The 17396-nt window shown below is 72.4% G+C and carries 19 protein-coding genes and 1 pseudogene; 10 read left to right on the forward strand and 10 right to left on the reverse strand.

The window, feature by feature from the left end:
• Positions 1-4: 4 nt before the first annotated feature.
• Positions 5-385: an anti-sigma factor antagonist gene (locus ACIGXP_RS34280; RefSeq protein ID WP_363219500.1), complete on the reverse strand. Its 381-nt coding sequence runs from the start codon at positions 383-385 to the stop codon at positions 5-7.
• Between the two features lie 175 nt (positions 386-560).
• The gene (locus ACIGXP_RS34285; RefSeq protein ID WP_363219499.1) at positions 561-1511 is read right to left on the reverse strand and encodes an NADP-dependent oxidoreductase; all 951 of its coding nucleotides are present in this window, start codon (positions 1509-1511) and stop codon (positions 561-563) included.
• 71 nt (positions 1512-1582) lie between these two features.
• Between ACIGXP_RS34285 and ACIGXP_RS34290 the strand changes: the two genes are divergently transcribed.
• Positions 1583-2551: a helix-turn-helix domain-containing protein gene (locus ACIGXP_RS34290; protein ID WP_363219498.1), complete on the forward strand. Its 969-nt coding sequence runs from the start codon at positions 1583-1585 to the stop codon at positions 2549-2551.
• Between the two features lie 33 nt (positions 2552-2584).
• Here ACIGXP_RS34290 and ACIGXP_RS34295 read toward each other — a convergent pair whose 3' ends face one another.
• Positions 2585-4219, reverse strand: coding sequence for an amidohydrolase (locus ACIGXP_RS34295; protein ID WP_399775090.1), 1635 nt, complete (start codon positions 4217-4219; stop codon positions 2585-2587).
• 194 nt (positions 4220-4413) lie between these two features.
• On the opposite strand from ACIGXP_RS34295, the gene ACIGXP_RS34300 reads away from it, so the two are divergent.
• A complete protein-coding gene (locus ACIGXP_RS34300) occupies positions 4414-4875 on the forward strand; it encodes a pyridoxamine 5'-phosphate oxidase family protein (RefSeq protein ID WP_399775093.1) in 462 nt (153 codons plus the stop codon).
• Between the two features lie 4 nt (positions 4876-4879).
• On the opposite strand, the gene ACIGXP_RS34305 is transcribed toward ACIGXP_RS34300, so the two are convergent.
• Together ACIGXP_RS34305 and ACIGXP_RS34310 are read right to left on the reverse strand one after the other, a co-directional pair.
• Positions 4880-5182, reverse strand: a complete 303-nt coding sequence (locus tag ACIGXP_RS34305; protein ID WP_399775096.1) for a DUF4235 domain-containing protein — start codon at positions 5180-5182, stop codon at positions 4880-4882.
• A 28-nt stretch (positions 5183-5210) separates the two neighbouring features.
• Entirely contained in the window at positions 5211-6227 is a 1017-nt protein-coding gene (locus ACIGXP_RS34310; RefSeq protein ID WP_363219494.1) for a glutathione S-transferase C-terminal domain-containing protein, read from the reverse strand.
• A 215-nt stretch (positions 6228-6442) separates the two neighbouring features.
• Between ACIGXP_RS34310 and ACIGXP_RS34315 the strand changes: the two genes are divergently transcribed.
• Positions 6443-7408 (forward strand): cation diffusion facilitator family transporter, encoded by a 966-nt coding sequence (locus ACIGXP_RS34315; protein WP_399775243.1) that lies wholly within the window; start codon positions 6443-6445, stop codon positions 7406-7408.
• Positions 7409-7511: 103 nt separating this feature from the next.
• On the opposite strand, the gene ACIGXP_RS34320 is transcribed toward ACIGXP_RS34315, so the two are convergent.
• Positions 7512-7961 (reverse strand): nitroreductase family deazaflavin-dependent oxidoreductase, encoded by a 450-nt coding sequence (locus tag ACIGXP_RS34320; RefSeq protein WP_399775099.1) that lies wholly within the window; start codon positions 7959-7961, stop codon positions 7512-7514.
• A 196-nt stretch (positions 7962-8157) separates the two neighbouring features.
• Between ACIGXP_RS34320 and ACIGXP_RS34325 the strand changes: the two genes are divergently transcribed.
• The 3 genes from ACIGXP_RS34325 (at position 8158) to ACIGXP_RS34335 (ending at position 10228) form a co-directional block, all read left to right on the forward strand.
• Positions 8158-8616 (forward strand): nuclear transport factor 2 family protein, encoded by a 459-nt coding sequence (locus ACIGXP_RS34325; RefSeq protein ID WP_399775102.1) that lies wholly within the window; start codon positions 8158-8160, stop codon positions 8614-8616.
• 169 nt (positions 8617-8785) lie between these two features.
• A complete protein-coding gene (locus tag ACIGXP_RS34330) occupies positions 8786-10015 on the forward strand; it encodes a cytochrome P450 (protein ID WP_363219491.1) in 1230 nt (409 codons plus the stop codon).
• Between the two features lie 12 nt (positions 10016-10027).
• Positions 10028-10228: a ferredoxin gene (locus ACIGXP_RS34335; RefSeq protein WP_363219490.1), complete on the forward strand. Its 201-nt coding sequence runs from the start codon at positions 10028-10030 to the stop codon at positions 10226-10228.
• On the opposite strand, the gene ACIGXP_RS34340 is transcribed toward ACIGXP_RS34335, so the two are convergent.
• Complete coding sequence (locus ACIGXP_RS34340; protein ID WP_399775106.1) at positions 10203-10790, reverse strand: TetR/AcrR family transcriptional regulator; 588 nt, start codon at positions 10788-10790, stop codon at positions 10203-10205. The two genes, ACIGXP_RS34335 and ACIGXP_RS34340, sit on opposite strands and share 26 nt — an antisense overlap.
• 132 nt (positions 10791-10922) lie before the next feature.
• Here ACIGXP_RS34340 and ACIGXP_RS34345 point away from each other — a divergent pair, with 132 nt between their 5' ends.
• On the forward strand, positions 10923-11381 hold the full coding sequence (locus tag ACIGXP_RS34345; protein WP_363219488.1) for a nuclear transport factor 2 family protein: 459 nt from the start codon (positions 10923-10925) through the stop codon (positions 11379-11381).
• Between the two features lie 9 nt (positions 11382-11390).
• The gene (locus tag ACIGXP_RS34350) at positions 11391-11924 is read left to right on the forward strand and encodes a flavoprotein (protein ID WP_399775110.1); all 534 of its coding nucleotides are present in this window, start codon (positions 11391-11393) and stop codon (positions 11922-11924) included.
• A gap of 59 nt (positions 11925-11983) precedes the next feature.
• Here ACIGXP_RS34350 and ACIGXP_RS34355 read toward each other — a convergent pair whose 3' ends face one another.
• Positions 11984-12841: a hypothetical protein gene (locus tag ACIGXP_RS34355; protein WP_399775112.1), complete on the reverse strand. Its 858-nt coding sequence runs from the start codon at positions 12839-12841 to the stop codon at positions 11984-11986.
• A gap of 290 nt (positions 12842-13131) precedes the next feature.
• On the opposite strand from ACIGXP_RS34355, the gene ACIGXP_RS34360 reads away from it, so the two are divergent.
• The gene (locus ACIGXP_RS34360; RefSeq protein ID WP_399775114.1) at positions 13132-14100 is read left to right on the forward strand and encodes an aldo/keto reductase; all 969 of its coding nucleotides are present in this window, start codon (positions 13132-13134) and stop codon (positions 14098-14100) included.
• Positions 14101-14116: 16 nt separating this feature from the next.
• On the opposite strand, the pseudogene ACIGXP_RS34365 reads toward ACIGXP_RS34360, so the two are convergent.
• Positions 14117-14284: pseudogene (locus tag ACIGXP_RS34365) on the reverse strand (phytanoyl-CoA dioxygenase family protein); the annotation flags it as partial.
• A gap of 459 nt (positions 14285-14743) precedes the next feature.
• On the opposite strand from ACIGXP_RS34365, the gene ACIGXP_RS34370 reads away from it, so the two are divergent.
• Positions 14744-16897: a ricin-type beta-trefoil lectin domain protein gene (locus ACIGXP_RS34370; RefSeq protein ID WP_399775117.1), complete on the forward strand. Its 2154-nt coding sequence runs from the start codon at positions 14744-14746 to the stop codon at positions 16895-16897.
• A 1-nt stretch (position 16898) separates the two neighbouring features.
• Here the strand turns inward: ACIGXP_RS34370 and ACIGXP_RS34375 are convergent, their stop codons facing one another.
• The gene (locus ACIGXP_RS34375; protein ID WP_399775119.1) at positions 16899-17390 is read right to left on the reverse strand and encodes a universal stress protein; all 492 of its coding nucleotides are present in this window, start codon (positions 17388-17390) and stop codon (positions 16899-16901) included.
• Positions 17391-17396 lie beyond the last annotated feature (6 nt).

Below are 17396 nucleotides of genomic sequence, written 5' to 3' on the forward strand. Positions count from 1 at the left end.
ACGCTCACAGCGAGCCGGACGCGGCCCCGGAGGGGGCCAGGGCCGCGTCCAGCGTGGGGTGCGGGGGCAGCAGGCGGGACAGCCCGGTGACCCGGAAGACGCGCAGGGTCAGCGGGTGCGTGCACACCAGGTGCAGCTGTCCGCCGCCGCCCAGGACACGGGTGCGGGCCCGGTACAGCAGCCGCAGCCCCGAGCAGTCGAAGAACTCCACCGGCCGCAGGTCGATGACGACCCGTGCACCGGGCCGGGCGGTGACCCGGTCCAGGAGCGGGCCGATCTCCGTGGCCGAGGCCAGGTCGATCTCGCCGCGCAGCTCCAGGACCGTGTGCGCCCGGTGTTCGTAGACGCGGAGGTGACGGGTGAACGGTGCAGGCTCGTCTCGCACGCCGGCATCACCTCCCACCCGTGCCCGGACGTCGGTCTCCCGATCGTCAAGTTACCCTCGATGGAAGGAATTTGAGCATGTTCGATTGACATATGTCTTCGAGTTTGGCGCTTGTCGCCCGGTAACCGCCGTAGGACGACCGTCAGCCGACCCGTCAGACCCGTCGGCCGGCCCGTCAGTCGACCAGAAGGACCAGCTTCCCCGTGGTCCGTCCGGTGTCGCCCACTTCGTGCGCCTTCGCCGCGTCGGACAGCGGGAACGTCCCGGCGATCGTCGCCGTCAGCTTCCCCGACTCCGCCAGCTCCGCGATCTTCTCCATCCCGGCCCGGTCGGCGTCCACCAGCATGCGCACGGCCCGTACCCCGAGCCGCTCGGCCTCGTCGTGGAACTCCTGGGACCCCACCGGCAGGATCGATACGACGACACCGCCCGGCCGCAGCACCTTCAGCGACTCGACGGAGGTGTCCCCGCCGAGCGTGTCCAGGACCACGTCGACATCCCGCACCGCCTCCGTGACATCGGTGGACCGGTAGTCGACCGGCTCGTCCACGCCGATCTCCCGCAGGAAGTCGTGCTTGCCCGCGCTGGCCGTGCCGATCACATACGCGCCGCGCGCCTTGGCGATCTGCACGGCCACGTGCCCGACGCCGCCGGCCGCCGCGTGGATCAGCACCCGCTGCCCGGGCCGCACGTCCGCGTGCTCGGTCAGCGCCTGCCAGGCGGTCAGTGACACCAGCGGCAGCGCGCCCGCCTGGGTGTGGTCGATCGCGGCCGGCTTGTGCGTCAGGGCCCGGACCGGGGCGATCACGTACTCGGCGTGCGACCCGTGGCCGTAGGGGTAGGGCAGCATGCCGAAGACCTCGTCGCCGGGCCGGAAGGCGGCCGCGCCGATCCCGGTCTCGACGACCTCGCCGGAGACGTCCCAGCCGAGGACGAACGGCGGCTCGCCCAGGAACCCGCCGGTGGCCCGGTGCTTCCAGTCGGTGGGATTGACCCCGGCGGCCCGCACCCGGACCAGCACCTGGTTCGGGCCCGGCTGCGGCCGCTCCACTCGTACTTCCTTCAGGACCTCGGGACCGCCGAGGACGTCCTGGCTGATGGCTCGCATCGTGTTCACATCGCTCATGGTCATCCAGCCTGCCGGGCGGCGCCCGCTCGGGAAATGGCATGATTGCCAAGCTTCGATAGGATCGTGCCATGCATGACATGGAGCTGCGCACCCGGCCGCCGGAGCGGGTGGTCGTCCTGGCCCTCGATGGCGTCTACCCCTTCGAGCTGGGCATACCCAGCCGCATCCTCGGCGCCGCCGACGGCCACTACGAGGTGCTGACCTGCTCGGTCGACGGCGGCCCCGTGCGCACCAATGCCGACTTCACGATCGGTGTCGCGCACGGCCCGGAGATCCTCGGGACGGCCGACACCGTGGTGGTCACCTCCATGCCGCCCGCGTACATCCCCACGCGGCTGCCGGACGAGGTCGCCGCGGCGCTCGCCCGGATCCGCCCGGACGCACGGATCGTGTCGATCTGCACGGCCGCCTTCGTGCTCGCCGAGGCCGGCCTGCTCGACGGCCGCCGCGCGACCACGCACTGGCAGGTCGCCGACGTGTTCCGCCGCCGGTTCCCCGAAGTGGACCTGGACCCGGACGTCCTCTTCGTCGACGACGGCCGCATCCTCACCTCGGCCGGAGCCGCTTCCGGCGTGGACATCTGCCTGCACATCGTGCGGACCGACCACGGCAGCGAGCTCGCCAATTCCGTCGCCCGCCGCTGTGTCGTCCCGCCGTTCCGGGACGGCGGCCAGGCCCAGTACATCGAGCAGCCGGTCCCGGTCAGCGGCGCCGCGAGCACGGCCGCGACCCGGGCCTGGGCCCTGGAGCGCCTGGACACGCCGCTCACCCTGTCCGACCTCGCCGGGCACGCCCGGATGAGCCTGCGCACCTTCGCCCGCCGCTTCAACGACGAGGTCGGCCTCAGCCCCGGCCGCTGGCTGATCCAGCAGCGCGTCGCCCGCGCCCGGCACCTGCTGGAGGCCAGCGACCTGCCGGTGGACCGGATCGCCGCCGAGGTCGGCTTCGCCACCGGCGCCTCACTGCGGCAGCACCTGCACGCGGCGATCGGCGTGTCCCCCCAGACGTACCGCCGCACATTCCAGCAGGCCCGCTGAGCGTAGCGGCGGGGCCGGGTCCGCCGCACGGGCTCACTCGGCCGCGTAGACCCGCTCCCCGCCCACGTAGGTGAGCGCCACGGCCGTCTCCGCGATCGCCTCCGGCGGCCCGGCGAACGGGTCGCGGTCCAGCACCACCAGATCGGCGAGCGCCCCGACGGCCACCCGGCCGGTGTCGTCCAGATGGTTGACGTACGCCGATCCGGCCGTGTACGCCGTCAGCGCGTCGGCGAGGCCGAGCCGTTCCTTCGGCAGGAACACCGGTCCGGTGCCGCCCGGCTCGACCCGGTTGACCGCGACGTGGATGCCCTGGAGCGGATCGGGGCTGCTCACCGGCCAGTCGCTGCCCGCCGCGAGCCGTGCCCCCGAGCGCAGCAGCGCGCCGAACGGGTACTGCAGGGCGGCCCGTTCGGGTCCGAGGAAGGGGATCGTCAGTTCGTCCATCTGCGGCTCGTGCGCGGCCCACAACGGCTGGATGTTCGCGGTGGCGCCGAGCCGGGCGAAACGCGGGACGTCGTCCGGGTGCACGACCTGCAGATGCGCGAGGTGCGGCCGGGTGTCGCTCGGCCCGTTCGCGGCACGGGCCGCCTCGACCGCGTCCAGCGCGTCGCGTACGGCCCGGTCGCCCAGCGCGTGGAAGTGGCACTGGAAGCCGACAGCGTCCAACTCCGTGACGTACTTGGGCAGTTGCGCCGGATCGAGGAAGCTCGTGCCGCGGTTCGCGGTCACGCAGCCGCACCGGTCCAGATAGGGGTCCAGCAGCGCGGCCGTGCCGTTCTCGGCGACTCCGTCCAGCATCAGCTTCACGGCACCCGCCCGGAACCGGCCGTGACTGAACTCGGCGCGCTTCTCCACGAGTTCGGGAATCTGCTCGGCCCCGCGCTCCCGGTCCCACCACAGCGCGCCCACCACCCGTGCGGTGAGCGAGCCGTCCCGTGCCGCCGTGCGATACGCCTCGGCCGGGTCGTCCATGCCGAGGAAGTCACCGACCAGCGCGTCCTGCCAGGCGGTGATGCCGAGTGCGTGCAGATGCCGCTGGGCGTGCAGCAGCGCGGCCAGCCGGTCGGCCGGTGTGGCGGGCGGGGCGAACCGGCCGACCAGCTGCATCGCACCCTCCTGCAGCGTGCCGCCCGGCTCTCCAGAGGCGTCCCGCTCGATCCGCCCGTCGGCCGGGTCGGGGGTCTCCCGGTCGATGCCGGCCAGTTCCAGGGCACGGCTGTTGACCCAGGCCCCGTGATGGTCCCGGTTGGGCAGATACACCGGCCGGTCCGGAACGACCGCGTCCAGCAGCTCCTTCGTCGGCGTCCCGCCCGCGAACGCCTCCATCGACCAGCCGCCGCCGAGGATCCACTCCCGCTCGGGATGCGCCTCGGCGTAGGCGCGTACGGCGGCCACGGTGTCCGCGGCGGTCGTCGTGCCGCTCAGGTCGCACTGGGCCAGCTCCAGGCCCGCGGGCACCGGATGGACGTGCGCGTCCTGGAAGCCGGGCAGCAGCAGCCGCCCGGACAGGTCGACCACCTCCGTGCCCGGCCCGGCCAGGTCGCGCAGCTCGTCGCCGCCGACCGCGGTGATGCGGCCCCCGGTGACGGCGACGGCGGTCGCGGTACGGCCCTCGGGGCCTTCGGGGGTGAGGACGGGGCCGCCGGTGAACAGCAGATCAGCGTGCATGGTGCCTTTCCTGGTCGGTCGGTGGGTGGTGAACCCGGACCTGATCATCGCAACCGGCACGAGCAGCGGCCGTGCCGCCCGCTGCTGAGCGCGCCCCCGCCGGCCGCCCGGACACGCCTTGATCACATTCGTGCGGAGATCAGCGACCGACGGCCACACTGGACGGGATCCGTATCCCGAGGAGGCCGTACGCCATGACCCCACCGCCCGCCCGTACCGCCGAACAGCGCAAGAAGGACACTCTGCACCGGCTGGAGCACGATGTCGACGTCTGGGTCTCCACCGCCGGCCCCGACGGCGGCGCGCCCTACCTCGTGCCGCTGTCCTTCGTGTGGGACGGCGCCACCCTGCTGATCGCCACCCCGGCCGAGAGCCCCACCGGCCGCAACCTCGTGGCCACCGGCCGCACCCGCCTCGGCCTCGGTCCGACCCGGGACGTCGTCCTGATCGAGGGCACCGTCCAGGCGGTGACACCGGAGGACCTGCCCGAGGAGGACGCCGAGGTGTTCGCCGGCAAGACAGGCTTCGACCCCCGTCAACTCTCCACCCGTTACCTGTACTTCAGGATCCTCCCGCAGCGTGTCCAGGCCTGGCGCGAGGAGAACGAGCTGCGCGGCCGGGAGTTGATGAGAGACGGCACGTGGATCACCCCCTAGGGGCTCAGTCCCGGCCGCCCTGGTCGGCCACCGGCCACTGACCCGTCGACCGGGCAATGGCCTTCGCCCCCGTCCGGTCGACAGCGCTGCGGACCACGGCGAAGATCGCGCCCTGGACCGCCGCGGCCAGCAGGATCTCGCCCCAGCCGCGGTCCTGGTCGAGGGCGTCGGGCGCGTCGTCCTCGTGCCGGATCGCCTTCCACGCCTGCCGGAAGGCCATTCCGGCCAGCGCGCCACTCACCCAGCTCATCACGAAACCGATCGGCTGGTAGACGAACGGGAGCTTTTTCTTCTTCTGCTTGGCCATGTGTGACTCCTTCCTCGTCGGTCGGCCCTCAAGCGGGCCGACCCGCGGCGGCCACCCGTTCGCCAGGGCGCACCGGTCCCGGCGCCGTGCCCTCGCCGAACGGCCGGCCGCCCAGCTCCTCGCGGTGGTGCGGAACCAGCCAGCCGGCGAGATCGGGGCCGACGGGCACGATCCCGGTGGGATTGATCCCGGTGTGCACCTGGTAGTAATGCCGCTTGATGTGGTCGAAGTCGACGGTGTCACCGAACCCCGGTGTCTGGAACAGGTCCCGGGCGTACGCCCACAGCACCGGGTTCTCCGTCAGCTTCCAGCGGTTGCACTTGAAGTGGCCGTGGTAGACGGCGTCGAACCGGACCAGCGTGGTGAACAGCCGGATGTCTGCTTCCGTGAGGGTGTCGCCGACCAGATACCGCTGTCCGGACAGCCGCTCGGCGATCACTTCCAGCCGCCGGAAGACGCCCGTGCACGCCTTCTCGTACTCCTCCTGGTGGGTGGCGAACCCGGCCCGGTACACACCGTTGTTCACGTCCTCGTACACCTCGGCCATCACCTGGTCGATCTCCTCACGCCGGGCCTCGGGGTACAGGTCGGGCGCGCCCGGGCGGTGCAGGGACGTCCACTCGGTGGCCAGGTCCAGGGTGAGCCGCTGGTAGTCGTTGGTGACCAGCCGGCCGCTGGGCACGTCCACGACGGCGGGCACGCTGACCCCGCCCGGGTAACCGGTCTCTCGGCGGTCGTAGGCCTCGCTCAGGAAGCGGATGCCGAGCACCGGGTCCCGGCCGCCGGGGTCCAGCGTGAACCGCCAGCTGCGGTCGTCCTGGACCGGATCCGCGACGGCCATCGGCAGCGCGTCCTCCAGGCCCAGCAGCCGCCGGGAGATCACCGCCCGGCTCGCCCACGGACAGGCCCGGGAGACCACCAGCCGGTACCGGCCCGCCTCCACCGGCCAGCCGTCCCGTCCGTCGGCGGTGATCCGGTCCGTGAAGTGGCTCCTGGACCGGCTGAACGTCTTGTGGCCGTAGGCACGGTTGCCGTCGCCGCCCATGTCTGCCTCCTCGCCGCCCGTTGCTCCTCGGATTCGCCTTCCCCGTTTTCCGCCGCCCGCACGGTGTGATCCGCCCGCTCGGGGGCAGTCGTCGTCAGGTGAGCGGCACATCCCCGGAACGGAAACAGGCCGCACGAACGGCCGAGGACAACGCCACGCCCCCCACACCGGCCGCCGGGCAGCACGGTGCGGGGAACGGCGGGCAGAGCCGTGCGGTGCCCGACGCCGGCCCCACGTCCGACCGGCGCACCAAGGTCACCGTCCTCGTGGCGCTCGCCGCCAATCTGGTGATCGCCGTCGCCAAGGCCGTCGGCGGTGTCCTCGCGGGCTCGCCCGCACTGCTGTCGGAGGCCGCGCACTCCGTGGCCGACAGCTTCAACGAGGTGTTCCTGCTGGCCGCGCTGCGCCGCAGCCGCCGCCCCGCGGACAAGCGACACCCCTTCGGCTACGGCAAGGAACGCTTCTTCTGGTCCCTCCTCGCCGCCGTCGGCATCTTCGTCATGGGCGGCTGTTTCTCCTTCTTCCAGGGCGCCGAGGCGCTGAGCCAGGGCACCGAGGAGACGTTCGCCGGCTATGTGGCGGGCCTCATCGTGCTGGGCGTGGCCCTCGTCGCCGAAGGCATCTCGCTGCTGCGCGCCCTGCACCAGGTGCGCCGGCAGGGCGGCGGCCTCGGCTCGCTGAGCGATCCGGCGCTGCGCACGGTGGTCGCCGAGGACGGCACGGCGGTGCTCGGTGTGGTGCTCGCCCTCGTCGGGATGGCCCTGCACATGGTGACCGGGCAGGTCGCCTGGGAGGCGTCGGCCTCGCTGGCGATCGGCGTGCTGCTGGTGTACGTCGCCTACCGGCTGGGCCGCGACGCCCGGGACCAGCTCATCGGCCAGGCCGCCGACCCGGAGCTGAGCGGCCGCATCCGCTCGCTGCTGCGGGCACAGCCGGAGATCGACAGCGTGGAGGCCCTGTTCACGATGAAGATGGGCCTCGAATCCACCCTGGTGGCCGCCCGCATCGACCTGGTGCCGGGCCTGGACAGCGAGCGGGTGGAGGAGGTCGCCGTACGCATCAAGCGGTCCCTGGCGAGGACTTTCCCCGAGGCCGACCAGATCTTCCTGGACGTGACCGACCGGCCGGCGGGCGAGGCAGCGGAGAGCCCCGCCGCGACGGGGGAACGCGGCGGGGCCTGAGGCACGAGTGCCCGCCCCGAGACGGGTTCACACCTGACCGGCACAGATATTTCTGAAACCGGTCGGTGCGCGGCGGGAAGCCGCTCTCCGCGGCCCTCTGCGGTCAGCTCTCCTCGACGGGCTCCAGCACGAAGACCGGAATCTCCCGCGAGGTCTTCTCCTGGTAGTCGGCGTACGGCGGGTACGCGGCGACGGCCCGCTCCCACCACTGCGCCTTCTCCTCACCGGTGACCTCACGGGCCCTCATGTCCCGCTTGACCGGCCCGTCCTGCAGCTCGACATGCGGATCGGAGGTGATGTTGAAGTACCACACCGGATGCTTGGGCGCGCCGCCCTGCGAGGCGACCACCGCGTACGTCCCCTGGTGCTCCACCCGCATCAGCGGCGTCTTGCGGATCTTTCCGCTCTTCGCGCCCCGGGAGGTCAGCACGACCACCGGCAGCCCGGTGTCGAGGAGTGTCGTGCCCTTCGTCCCGCCGGAGCTCTCGTACAGCTCGACCTGCTCGCGCACCCACTGTGTCGGGCTGGGCTCGTACTCGCCCTCAAGAGGCATGGATCCGTCCCCTTCGTCGGTCCAACGGCTGTCTGCCACCGGCATTCAACACCCGTGGCGCCGCGAATCATCCGCACCGCGGACCGGTTGGGCCGGCGGGGTGATGACCTCCGGGGTAATCGCGCCGCCCCGGTGCACGCGGCACAGTGGTCCGCGTCCCGGCAACCCGTCGGTCCGTGCGTACAAGGAGCTGCCCATGACGACCAGCCACGACCTGTCGACCCGCGCCGCGGTCGAGGAACTGCTGCACAGGATCGGCCAGGGTGACCCGGAGCGGATCGCCGAGCTGTACGCCGACGGCTGCGACTGGCGGTTCGACTGGCCGGAGGAGGAGCACGGCCGCGCCGACACCCCGTGGATCCGGCACCGTTCCACCCGCGCCGACGCCGCCGCGCACTACCGGGAGCTGGCCGCGTACCACGTACCGGAGCGGGCGGACACCCGCGTCGAGCGGATCCTGGTCGACGGCGAGGACGCGGTCGTGCTCGGCGTCATCCGGCAGACGGCCGAACCGACCGGCCGCGCCTACGCCGCCCGGTTCGCCCTGCATCTCACCATTCGCACCGGTATGGTCGTACGGCATCACGTGTACGAGGACAGTCTCGCGGTCGCGCGTGCCTTCGCCCGGCCGGAGGCGCATCGTCGGCTGCCCTGACCGGTGGACGCGTTGGCGATGTGTGGCCGGATACCGCCCCTGCGATCAACCGCTCTTCGGCCAGATCACGCACCTCACCGAAGTGGCCGAACTTGCCGTCGCCCCATAGATGCCCGAGGCATCTAATGAAGATCGGCACGACGCACTTCTTCGTCTGCGAGGTCTTTCCATGACGGAACTGACGGACATCACCGGCCCGGCGACCCCGGCCGAACCCGTCGCCTTCCCGCAGGACCGCACCTGCCCCTACCACCCGCCCACCGGATACGCGCCGCTGCGCGACGGGCACGCGCTGTCCCGCGTCACCCTCTTCGACGGCCGCGAGGTCTGGGCGGTCACCGCGCACGCCACCGCCCGAGCCCTGCTCGCCGATCCCCGCCTGTCCAGCGACCGCCGCCGTCCCGGCTTTCCCATACCCACCGAGCGCCTGGCCGGCATCCGTGACCGCCGCGCGGCCCTGGTCGGGGTGGACGATCCCGAGCACCAGCGACAGCGGCGGCTGATGATCCCGTCGTTCACCGTCAGACGCGCGACCGAGCTGCGGCCGTGGATCCAGCGGACCGTGGACGGGCTGCTGGACGCCATGATCGCCGAGGGACCGCCCGCCGAGCTGGTCTCCGCCTTCGCCCTGCCCCTGCCCTCGATGGTGATCTGCCGCCTGCTGGGGGTGCCGTACGCCGACCACGAGTACTTCGAGGAACAGTCCCGCCGGCTGCTGCGCGGCCCCACGGCGGCCGACGCCCGGGTGGCCCGCGACCGTCTGGAGGGCTACCTCGGACAACTGGTCGACGACAAGGCGAAGCAGACCGAACCCGGCGACGGCATCCTCGACGACCTCGTCCACCACCAGCTGCGCGAGGGCACCCTCGACCGCGAGGAACTCGTCTCGCTGGCCCTCATCCTGCTGGTCGCGGGCCATGAGACGACCGCCAACATGATCTCCCTCGGCACCTACACCCTGCTCCAGCACCCCGAGCGGCTGGCCGAACTGCGCGCCGACCCGGCGCTGCTGCCCGCCGCCGTCGAGGAGCTGATGCGGATGCTGTCCATCGCGGACGGCCTGCTGCGGGTGGCGCTGGAGGACATCGAGATCGCCGGCACCACCATCCGGGCCGGTGAGGGCGTGCTCTTCTCGACCTCGGTGATCAACCGCGACCCGGCTCAGTACGCGGACCCCGACAGCCTCGACTTCCACCGCCCCGTCCGCCACCACGTGGCCTTCGGCTTCGGGATCCACCAGTGCCTGGGCCAGAACCTCGCCCGCGCGGAGCTGGAGATCGCCCTCGGTACCCTCCTGACCCGCCTGCCGGGGCTGCGGCCGGCCGTCCCGGTCGAGGACGTCCGCTTCAAGCCCGGCGACACGATCCAGGGGATGCTGGAACTCCCCGTGACCTGGTAAGAGGCTCTGCTCATGCGCATCGACATCGACAAGGACGTCTGTATCGGGGCCGGCCAGTGCGCGCTGGCCGCACCGGGTGTCTTCACCCAGGACGACGACGGTTACAGCACCCTGCTCCCCGGACGCGAGGACGGCGCGGGCGACCCGATGGTCCGGGAGGCGGCCCGCGCCTGCCCGGTGAGTGCCATCACGGTGTCGGAGACGGCCGGCTGAGTTCGCCCCGGCCGGCGGCCGCCATCAGCGCCCGCGCCGCCGCGCGGGCCTCGGCCGCCGGCCGCGTGCTCCCGGTGATGCCCGCCGTCACCATGGCTCCCTCGGCCAGCAGGAACAGCGGCCCGGCCAGTGCGGCGGGCAGCCCGGCGTCCTCCACGAGCGAGGCGAGCCGGCGCCGGAACGCCTCCTTGTGCGCGCGCACCTGCTCGGCCACCAGAGCCGAGGTGGCGCCCAGCTCGCCGTGGGCGTTGATCCAGGCGCACCCCCGGAATCCGTCCTCGCCGAACCACCCTTCCAGCCAGTCGAAGACGGCGAGGATCCGCTCCGTCGGGTCCCGCTGCTCCGCCAGGTGCGCGGCGAGGCGTCCGTGCCAGCGCTCGTCCCGCCGTGCCAGACAGGCCGCGACGAGCTGCTCCTTGGTGGGGAAGAGCTGGTAGAGGCGCTTGAGCGAGACGCCCGACGCGCCGCGCAGTTCGTCCATGCCCACGGACTGGACGCCGCGGGCGTAGAACAGTTCCTCGGCGGCGTCGAGTGCCCGGTCCCGGGCGACCGCGCTGTCCATCGGCGACACCATCACTCCTCGATGTGTTCCTTGACGAGAGAACGAGCGTTCTCCTACGGTAGCAGCTACCGGGAGAACGCTCGTTCTCCGAATGCTGTCCGAGCCCATGCCGTCCAAGCCCAGGAGGAGACCATGGCCGACCGCCCGCCCCTGCCGCCGTTCACCCGCGAGACCGCCGCGCAGAAGGTGCAGGCCGCCGAAGACGCCTGGAACACCCGGGATCCGCACAAGGTGGCACTCGCCTACTCCGAGGACTCCGTCTGGCGCAACCGCGACACCTTCGTCACCGGCCGCGACGGGATCGTCGCGTTCCTCACCGCCAAGTGGCAGCGAGAGCTGGACTACGCGCTGCGCAAGGACCTGTGGGCCTTCGACGGCAACCGCATCGCCGTCCGCTTCCAGTACGAGTCCCACGACACCGACGGCCAGTGGTGGCGCTCCTACGGCAACGAACTGTGGGAGTTCGACGAGCACGGCCTGATGACCCGGCGGGAGGCGAGCATCAACGACGTAGCCATCGAGGAGAAGGAGCGCCGCATCCACGGACCCCGGCCCGAGGCCGAGCGAGGGGTGTCCTTCCCGCTTCAGTAGGGTTCCCGGATGACCGAACAGGCCGCAAGGCCCTTCCTCTACGTCGTCGTGTGCGCGGCCGGGATCGCCGCGGGCGTCAGCAAGCTGATCACCGCCGCCCAGGAACGGGACTGGGAGGTCGGGGTCATCGCCACCCCCGTGGCGATGGGCGGCTTCTTCGACAGCGGGGCGGTGGAGGCACAGACGGGCCGCCCCGTCAGATCGGCCTGGCGCTCACCGGCCGACCCCCGCCCCTTCCCGCCCCCGGACGCCGTTGTGGTGGCCCCCGCCACCTTCAACACCCTCAACAAGTGGGCCGCCGGGATCGCCGACACCCTGGCGCTCGGCACCCTGAGCGAGGCCGCGGGGCTGGGCGTACCGATCGCCGTCCTGCCCTGCGTCGCCGACGCGCTGGCCGCCCACCCCGCCTACCAGGACAGCCTGCGACGGCTGCGCGGGATGGGGGTCCGCTTCGGCGAGGCGTACACCGGCGACGTCCGGCCGGACGGCAGCCGGCCGGACGTCGCCTGGGAGCGCACCCTGGACCTGCTCCCGCCGCGGTAGCCGTGACGTCGCATTCCCACCCTCTACGCGGGCGGACGACGCCAAGGAGACGACAGGGCCTAGCGACAGGTCAGGGTCGGTCCCGCCAGCATGCCCCCGGTCTCCAGGGCCTGCCCCTCCGGCAGCCAGTAGCCGAGCTTCGACACCACCGAGGAGCACTTCGCCCCGACGGTGATGCGGACCGTCACCTTCTCCGGGTGGCCGGGCTGCAGCTCGGTCAGCGCGCAGTCCACGGAGTGCGCCAGCCGGGTCTTCGCCGGGTACCGGCCGACCAGCGGGTTGACACAGCGCCGGTCGGCCGTGTCGATCCGCACACCGGTGCCCTCCTCGCCGATCAGTCCCAGCCGCGCGTTGCCGTCGCCCTGGTCGCTGTCCCGGCGGACGGTGTAGGTCACCGTCGTCGTGGCATTGGGGTGCAGCGTGGTCCGGTCGACGGTGACGGCATGCGTGGGCAGGGCCTTGGGCGCGGTCAGCGACAGGGTGGTCTGCACCGTGCCCTTCAGATCGACTCCGGAGGGCGTCGACCGCACCCGCACCGTGGCGCTGATGTCGTAGGTGCCCGGACCCGGATACATCCGTGAACCGGGCAGGGTGCCGGTGTCCAGCGTCTTGCCGGCGTGGCGGACCGTCCAGGTGCCCTCGGTGCGGCAGGCGTACCGGACCCGCACACCCGCGCGGCGGCAGCTGGCCGGGGCCGCGATGGTCAGTCTCGGCGAGCCGGTGTCCGTGCACAGGCTGACCTGCGCCTCCTGACCGTGTGCGCCGCGCAGGGTGCCGGCGGCCGCGCACAGCGTGGCCGGGCTCTCGGGCGCCGGCCCCGGTGCGGCAGCGGGGTGCCCCCAGGCCGGGGTGACGAGCGCCAGGGGCAGCAGTGCTGCTCCGGCCAGGGTTCTCAGGGTGGTGGGACGAATCGGCACCGCGTTTTCCTCCGGGTGGCCGAGACCGGCCGGATGCCGGTCGTCTGCGCCGAGGATGATCCGACCGTACGACCATCCTCGGCTCCCACGCCGGGCGGTCACCTGGGGGCAGCAACGCACGTGCCCCGAAGGGACGCGGGGCTGCATCGACAGGCGGCTCCACCGCGTGGCGCGAGCAACCACGGCCAACCCGCAGCCGGCGGGCGCCGGAAGGGCAACGGCCCGGGCCACCGCCGGGCCACGTCGTACGCTCGTCCGTGACCATCGTCCCGAAGGCAGGAGCAGCAACGATGCAGTACGTGAAGCTCGGTTCGACGGGCCTGGACGTGTCGCGGATCTGTCTGGGCTGCATGACCTACGGCCTGCCCGACCGCGGCGTCCACGAGTGGACCCTCGACGAGGAGGCGTCCCGCCCGCTCATCCGGCAGGCGCTGGAGGCGGGCATCAACTTCTTCGACACCGCGAACGTCTACTCGGACGGCACCAGCGAGGAGATCGTCGGCAAGGCCCTGCGCGACTTCGCGAACCGCGACGAGATCGTACTGGCCACCAAGGTGAACGGCCGGATGCGGCCGGGCCCCAACGGAGCCGGACTGTCCCGCAAGGCGATCATGACCGAGATCGACCACAGCCTGCGCCGCCTCGGCACCGACTACGTCGACCTCTACCAGATCCACCGCTACGACCGTGCGACTCCCGTCGAGGAGACGATGGAGGCGCTGCACGACCTGGTCAAGGCGGGCAAGGTCCGTTACCTCGGGGCGAGTTCGATGTACGCCTGGGAGTTCTCCAAGCTGCAGTACACGGCGGAGCGGCACGGCTGGACGAAGTTCGTGTCCATGCAGAACCACTACAACCTGCTCTACCGCGAGGAGGAGCGGGAGATGCTGCCGCTCTGCGCGGACCAGGGAGTGAGCGTGCTGCCGTGGAGCCCGCTCGCCCGAGGCCGGCTCACCCGGGACTGGGGCACGGTCACCGAGCGCAGCGCCAACGACAACTTCGGCAGCCGCCTGTACCTGGAGAGCGACCACTCGATCGTGGAGGCCGTCACCCGGATCGCGAACGACCGCGGCGTGCCCCGCGCCCAGGTGGCCCTCGCCTGGCTCCTGCACCAGGACACGGTGGCCGCCCCGATCGTCGGCGCTCCCAAGCCCCGCCACATCGAGGACGCGGTGGCCGCCGTGGAACTGGAGCTGACCGAGAAGGAGATCGAGGAACTGGAGGAGCCCTACACGGCGCGCGCGATCAGCGGCCACTGAAAAACGCCCCGAGGGGATTGGGCCCCGAGCCGTGCACCAGGCTGCCGTTGAAGAACGGCACGTCACCCGAAGCCATATCCACCGGGACGGGGGCCGGTCCGGCTGGGGGCGGCACGTACTCGCGGACGAACGACAGCTGCTCGTCCGCGAGTTCGGGACAGAACAGGTCCATCCGGTGGGTCCCGGTACCGAGCCACGGGAGGATGCCTGACTACGGCGTCAACCGGACTGGCAGGGCGGGCAGTTGGCTGTTCACCTGCACCCTGGGCGGATCCGGACTGTTCCGGCAGGGCGCCGCCCGGACCCGCGCCGGCCAGACCCGCCGCCGCCCGGCGCCTACCGGGCGGGTGAACGGCGGTAAGCGGAAGAAAAGGATTTCTTTGACCGCGCGTCAATAAGGAACGATGTCGCACGCATTTGTCGATTGTCGAAAGATCCCTTGTTCGTGCGTGTGCGGCTGTGTAAAAGTGTGCACCGTCGGCGCGCAGGCAGAGCGGAATGCGACTCTCTGTGCCAGGCCGCTCCCCGTACACCCCCCACGCTTCAAAAGAGCCGCCTCAGGTGGACGTTCGAGCAGCCCCACCGCCTTCCCATACCACTTGGTATGGACTAATTTCCTTATCGCGTCTGGAGGAATGCGGTCGTGAATGAGGCAGGCCTGTCGGACGAACGACTCAGTGCCGAGCTGAAGAAGTGGACGGGCGGGACACCCGCGCTCCAGCCCGTCGGTGAACTCCTCGACCGGCACTGGGAAGCGGCTTTCGCCTACGCCCGGTTGTGCACGGACGGGACGCGTGCCGCCGGCATGCTCACCACCGCCGCCTTCACCCGGCTGTTCGGAGAATCGCTCCGGCAGGTCGGTCCGACCGCCGCCTGGCGGCCCCAGGTGCTCGTCGCCGTCCGCAGGATCGCGGCCGAGTGGGACACCGACGGCCGCCAGGAACTCCTCCACCCGGGCCTGCGGTCCGGGGTCACCGGTGAACGTGCCGCCGCCCGGATGCTGCCGCCGCCCGGCCGGCGGTTGCTGTCCCGCGCGTTCCAGCGGGTGCCCCAGACCTCCCGGGCCGTGCTGTGGCACACGGAGGTCGAGGCCGAACCGCTCGCCGTACCCGCGGCGCTGCTCGGCCTGGACGAGGAGGACGCCGGCATCGAGCTGCGCCGAGCCCGTGAACGGCTGCGCGAGGAGTGCCTCCAGGTCCACCGCGAACTCGCTCCGGAGGACGAGTGCCAGCGCTATCTGCGCATGCTCGACGTGACGTTCCGGCGCGGCGGCGTCGACATCGACCCGGATCTGCGTGAGCACCTGGGGCGGTGCGGCCACTGCAGCCGGACCGCCGACCAGCTCGCCGCGTTCGACACCGGACTCGGCCTCGCCCTCGCCGAGGCGGTCCTCGGCTGGGGTGCCCGCGCCTACCTGGACTCACGGGCAAGCCGCACCGAGGAGGCGACCGAGCCGGTCCCTCGTCCCGAGACGGTCGCACCCCCCGGGGGAGAAGCCTTCCTGCCACCCGGGCCGCCGGACGAGGCAGGCCGAGCGGGCCGGGGCGCTACCGCCGGACCGAGGAGGAGGGCGGGTTCCGCCGGGCGGGGACGCCGGGGTGGCCCGGCCGAGGTCCCGGCCGAGGGTGCTTCCGTGCAGTCCGTGCGCGCGGGTGGCGCCGCCGAGTCCCCGGCTTCGCCTGATTCTGCCGGGCCGACGGCCAGTTCCGGATTCGCCGAGTCGACGGGCGGCAGTGGTTCCGCCGGGCGCGGGCGCCGGGGCGGCGCCGCCGAGTCCGCGGGGCTGCGGGGCTCCGCCGGGCCGAAGGCCCCGGCCGGTGCTGCCGATGCCGCGTCCTCGCGTCGCCGCTCCTCCCGCGACACCGGCGCCGCTGCTGCCGCGGTGCCGGCCGGTCCCGGGGAAACCGCCGTCTCCGGTCGATCGGCCCAGCGAGCCGCCCGTGCCCGGCGTGCTCGGCGGCGCAATCTCGTCGTGGCCGCCGGTACCGTCAGTGGTCTGGTGGTACTGCCCCTGGTGCTGTGGTCGGTGCTCGGATCCGGCGACGGCCCCGCATCCGCCGGTGACAGCACCTCTTCCCCGGCGCCGGGGAAGGGCACCGCGAGTCCTGGCGCGTCCTGGACCGCGGTCAACGCGGCGGGCCGGGGCGCCCTGCACGGCCGGCTGCACAACCTCGCCTCCGGCCTGTGCATCGGCGTCGTGGGGAAGAAGGCCGTCAAGGGCGCCGAGACCGAACTCGCCACCTGCTCCACGACATGGAGCCAGCAGTGGACGTACGAGACCGACGGACTGCTGCGCAACTCCGCCGCCCCCGACCTGTGCCTGGACTCCCACCTCGGCTACTCGGTCCGCCTGGCCCCCTGCTCGGCCACCGGCAGCGCCGCTCGCAACGTCCGCTACGACTTCACCCTCCAGGGCGCCCTGATCCCCCGCTGGAACCAGGACCTGGCCCTCACCCCGGCCGCCACCGACGGCTCCGGCGCGCTGGTCCTCAAGTCCCGAGCCGCCGGTGCCGCCCAGCGCTGGGCCGTCGACACCACCAAGCCGGATCTGCAGATGCAGAACGTGAACTGGGACGGCGACAGCAGCCCGTTGCCGGCCCCCACCCCGCAGCGGTCGGTACCCCGGGCGACGCCCGCACCCAAGGCCTCCACCACCTCGTCGCGGGTCCCGAGCCCGACCCCGAAGGCGACCGGGGCCGCCGCGTCACCCACGCCGTCCGCCACGGCCGATCCCTGCTCCGCCTACCGGTACTACTGTGGCGGGGGCTACGGCGAGGGCGGGCACCACCGCCGTTGACTCAGGGACGGTGCGGCGGTGGCGGCGGGATGGTGCCCAGCCCCGGGGCGGGTTCCGGCCACACCAGCAGCACCGGGCAGGGCGCATGGTCGACGGCGAACCGGGCGGCCGGGCCGAGACTCTTCGGCCCGAGCCGGGACCGGTCGCCGTCCCGGGCCAGCACCAGCAGATCGGCGCCCTCGGCGGCGGCCACCACCTCCCGCTCGACCCGGCCCGCCCGCTCCTCGCGCGCACACGGCCGGCCCAGCCGCTGTGCCGCCGCGTCCAGCAGACCGGCCGCCGAGCTCCCGCCGAGCGCCTCCATCCGGTCGCCCGGATCCTTCTCCGGATGCCCCCGCCCGAGCAGCCCCGCGAACGCGCCGTGCGCCAGCCCCGGCACCTCGGGCCCGCTGACGTGCAGCAGCACCACCTCGGCGGTCTCCGGTGCATGGCTGCGCACGGCGTCCACACAGGACGGCCAGGTGCCCTCGACGAGCCAGGCGATCACACGCATCCGGTC

This window comes from Streptomyces sp. NPDC053069, assembly GCF_044546895.1.
Lineage (GTDB): Bacteria > Actinomycetota > Actinomycetes > Streptomycetales > Streptomycetaceae > Streptomyces.

Coding starts and splice junctions, on each gene's coding strand:
- ACIGXP_RS34290 (WP_363219498.1), top strand. CDS start 1,583: ATGCATGACATGGAGCTGCGCACCCGGCCGCCGGAGCGGGTGGTCGTC.
- ACIGXP_RS34325 (WP_399775102.1), top strand. CDS start 8,158: ATGACGACCAGCCACGACCTGTCGACCCGCGCCGCGGTCGAGGAACTG.
- ACIGXP_RS34340 (WP_399775106.1), bottom strand. CDS start 10,790: ATGGACAGCGCGGTCGCCCGGGACCGGGCACTCGACGCCGCCGAGGAA.
- ACIGXP_RS34350 (WP_399775110.1), top strand. CDS start 11,391: ATGACCGAACAGGCCGCAAGGCCCTTCCTCTACGTCGTCGTGTGCGCG.
- ACIGXP_RS34345 (WP_363219488.1), top strand. CDS start 10,923: ATGGCCGACCGCCCGCCCCTGCCGCCGTTCACCCGCGAGACCGCCGCG.
- ACIGXP_RS34300 (WP_399775093.1), top strand. CDS start 4,414: ATGACCCCACCGCCCGCCCGTACCGCCGAACAGCGCAAGAAGGACACT.
- ACIGXP_RS34285 (WP_363219499.1), bottom strand. CDS start 1,511: ATGAGCGATGTGAACACGATGCGAGCCATCAGCCAGGACGTCCTCGGC.
- ACIGXP_RS34330 (WP_363219491.1), top strand. CDS start 8,786: ATGACGGAACTGACGGACATCACCGGCCCGGCGACCCCGGCCGAACCC.
- ACIGXP_RS34335 (WP_363219490.1), top strand. CDS start 10,028: ATGCGCATCGACATCGACAAGGACGTCTGTATCGGGGCCGGCCAGTGC.
- ACIGXP_RS34360 (WP_399775114.1), top strand. CDS start 13,132: ATGCAGTACGTGAAGCTCGGTTCGACGGGCCTGGACGTGTCGCGGATC.
- ACIGXP_RS34320 (WP_399775099.1), bottom strand. CDS start 7,961: ATGCCTCTTGAGGGCGAGTACGAGCCCAGCCCGACACAGTGGGTGCGC.
- ACIGXP_RS34295 (WP_399775090.1), bottom strand. CDS start 4,219: ATGCACGCTGATCTGCTGTTCACCGGCGGCCCCGTCCTCACCCCCGAA.
- ACIGXP_RS34310 (WP_363219494.1), bottom strand. CDS start 6,227: ATGGGCGGCGACGGCAACCGTGCCTACGGCCACAAGACGTTCAGCCGG.
- ACIGXP_RS34375 (WP_399775119.1), bottom strand. CDS start 17,390: ATGCGTGTGATCGCCTGGCTCGTCGAGGGCACCTGGCCGTCCTGTGTG.
- ACIGXP_RS34305 (WP_399775096.1), bottom strand. CDS start 5,182: ATGGCCAAGCAGAAGAAGAAAAAGCTCCCGTTCGTCTACCAGCCGATC.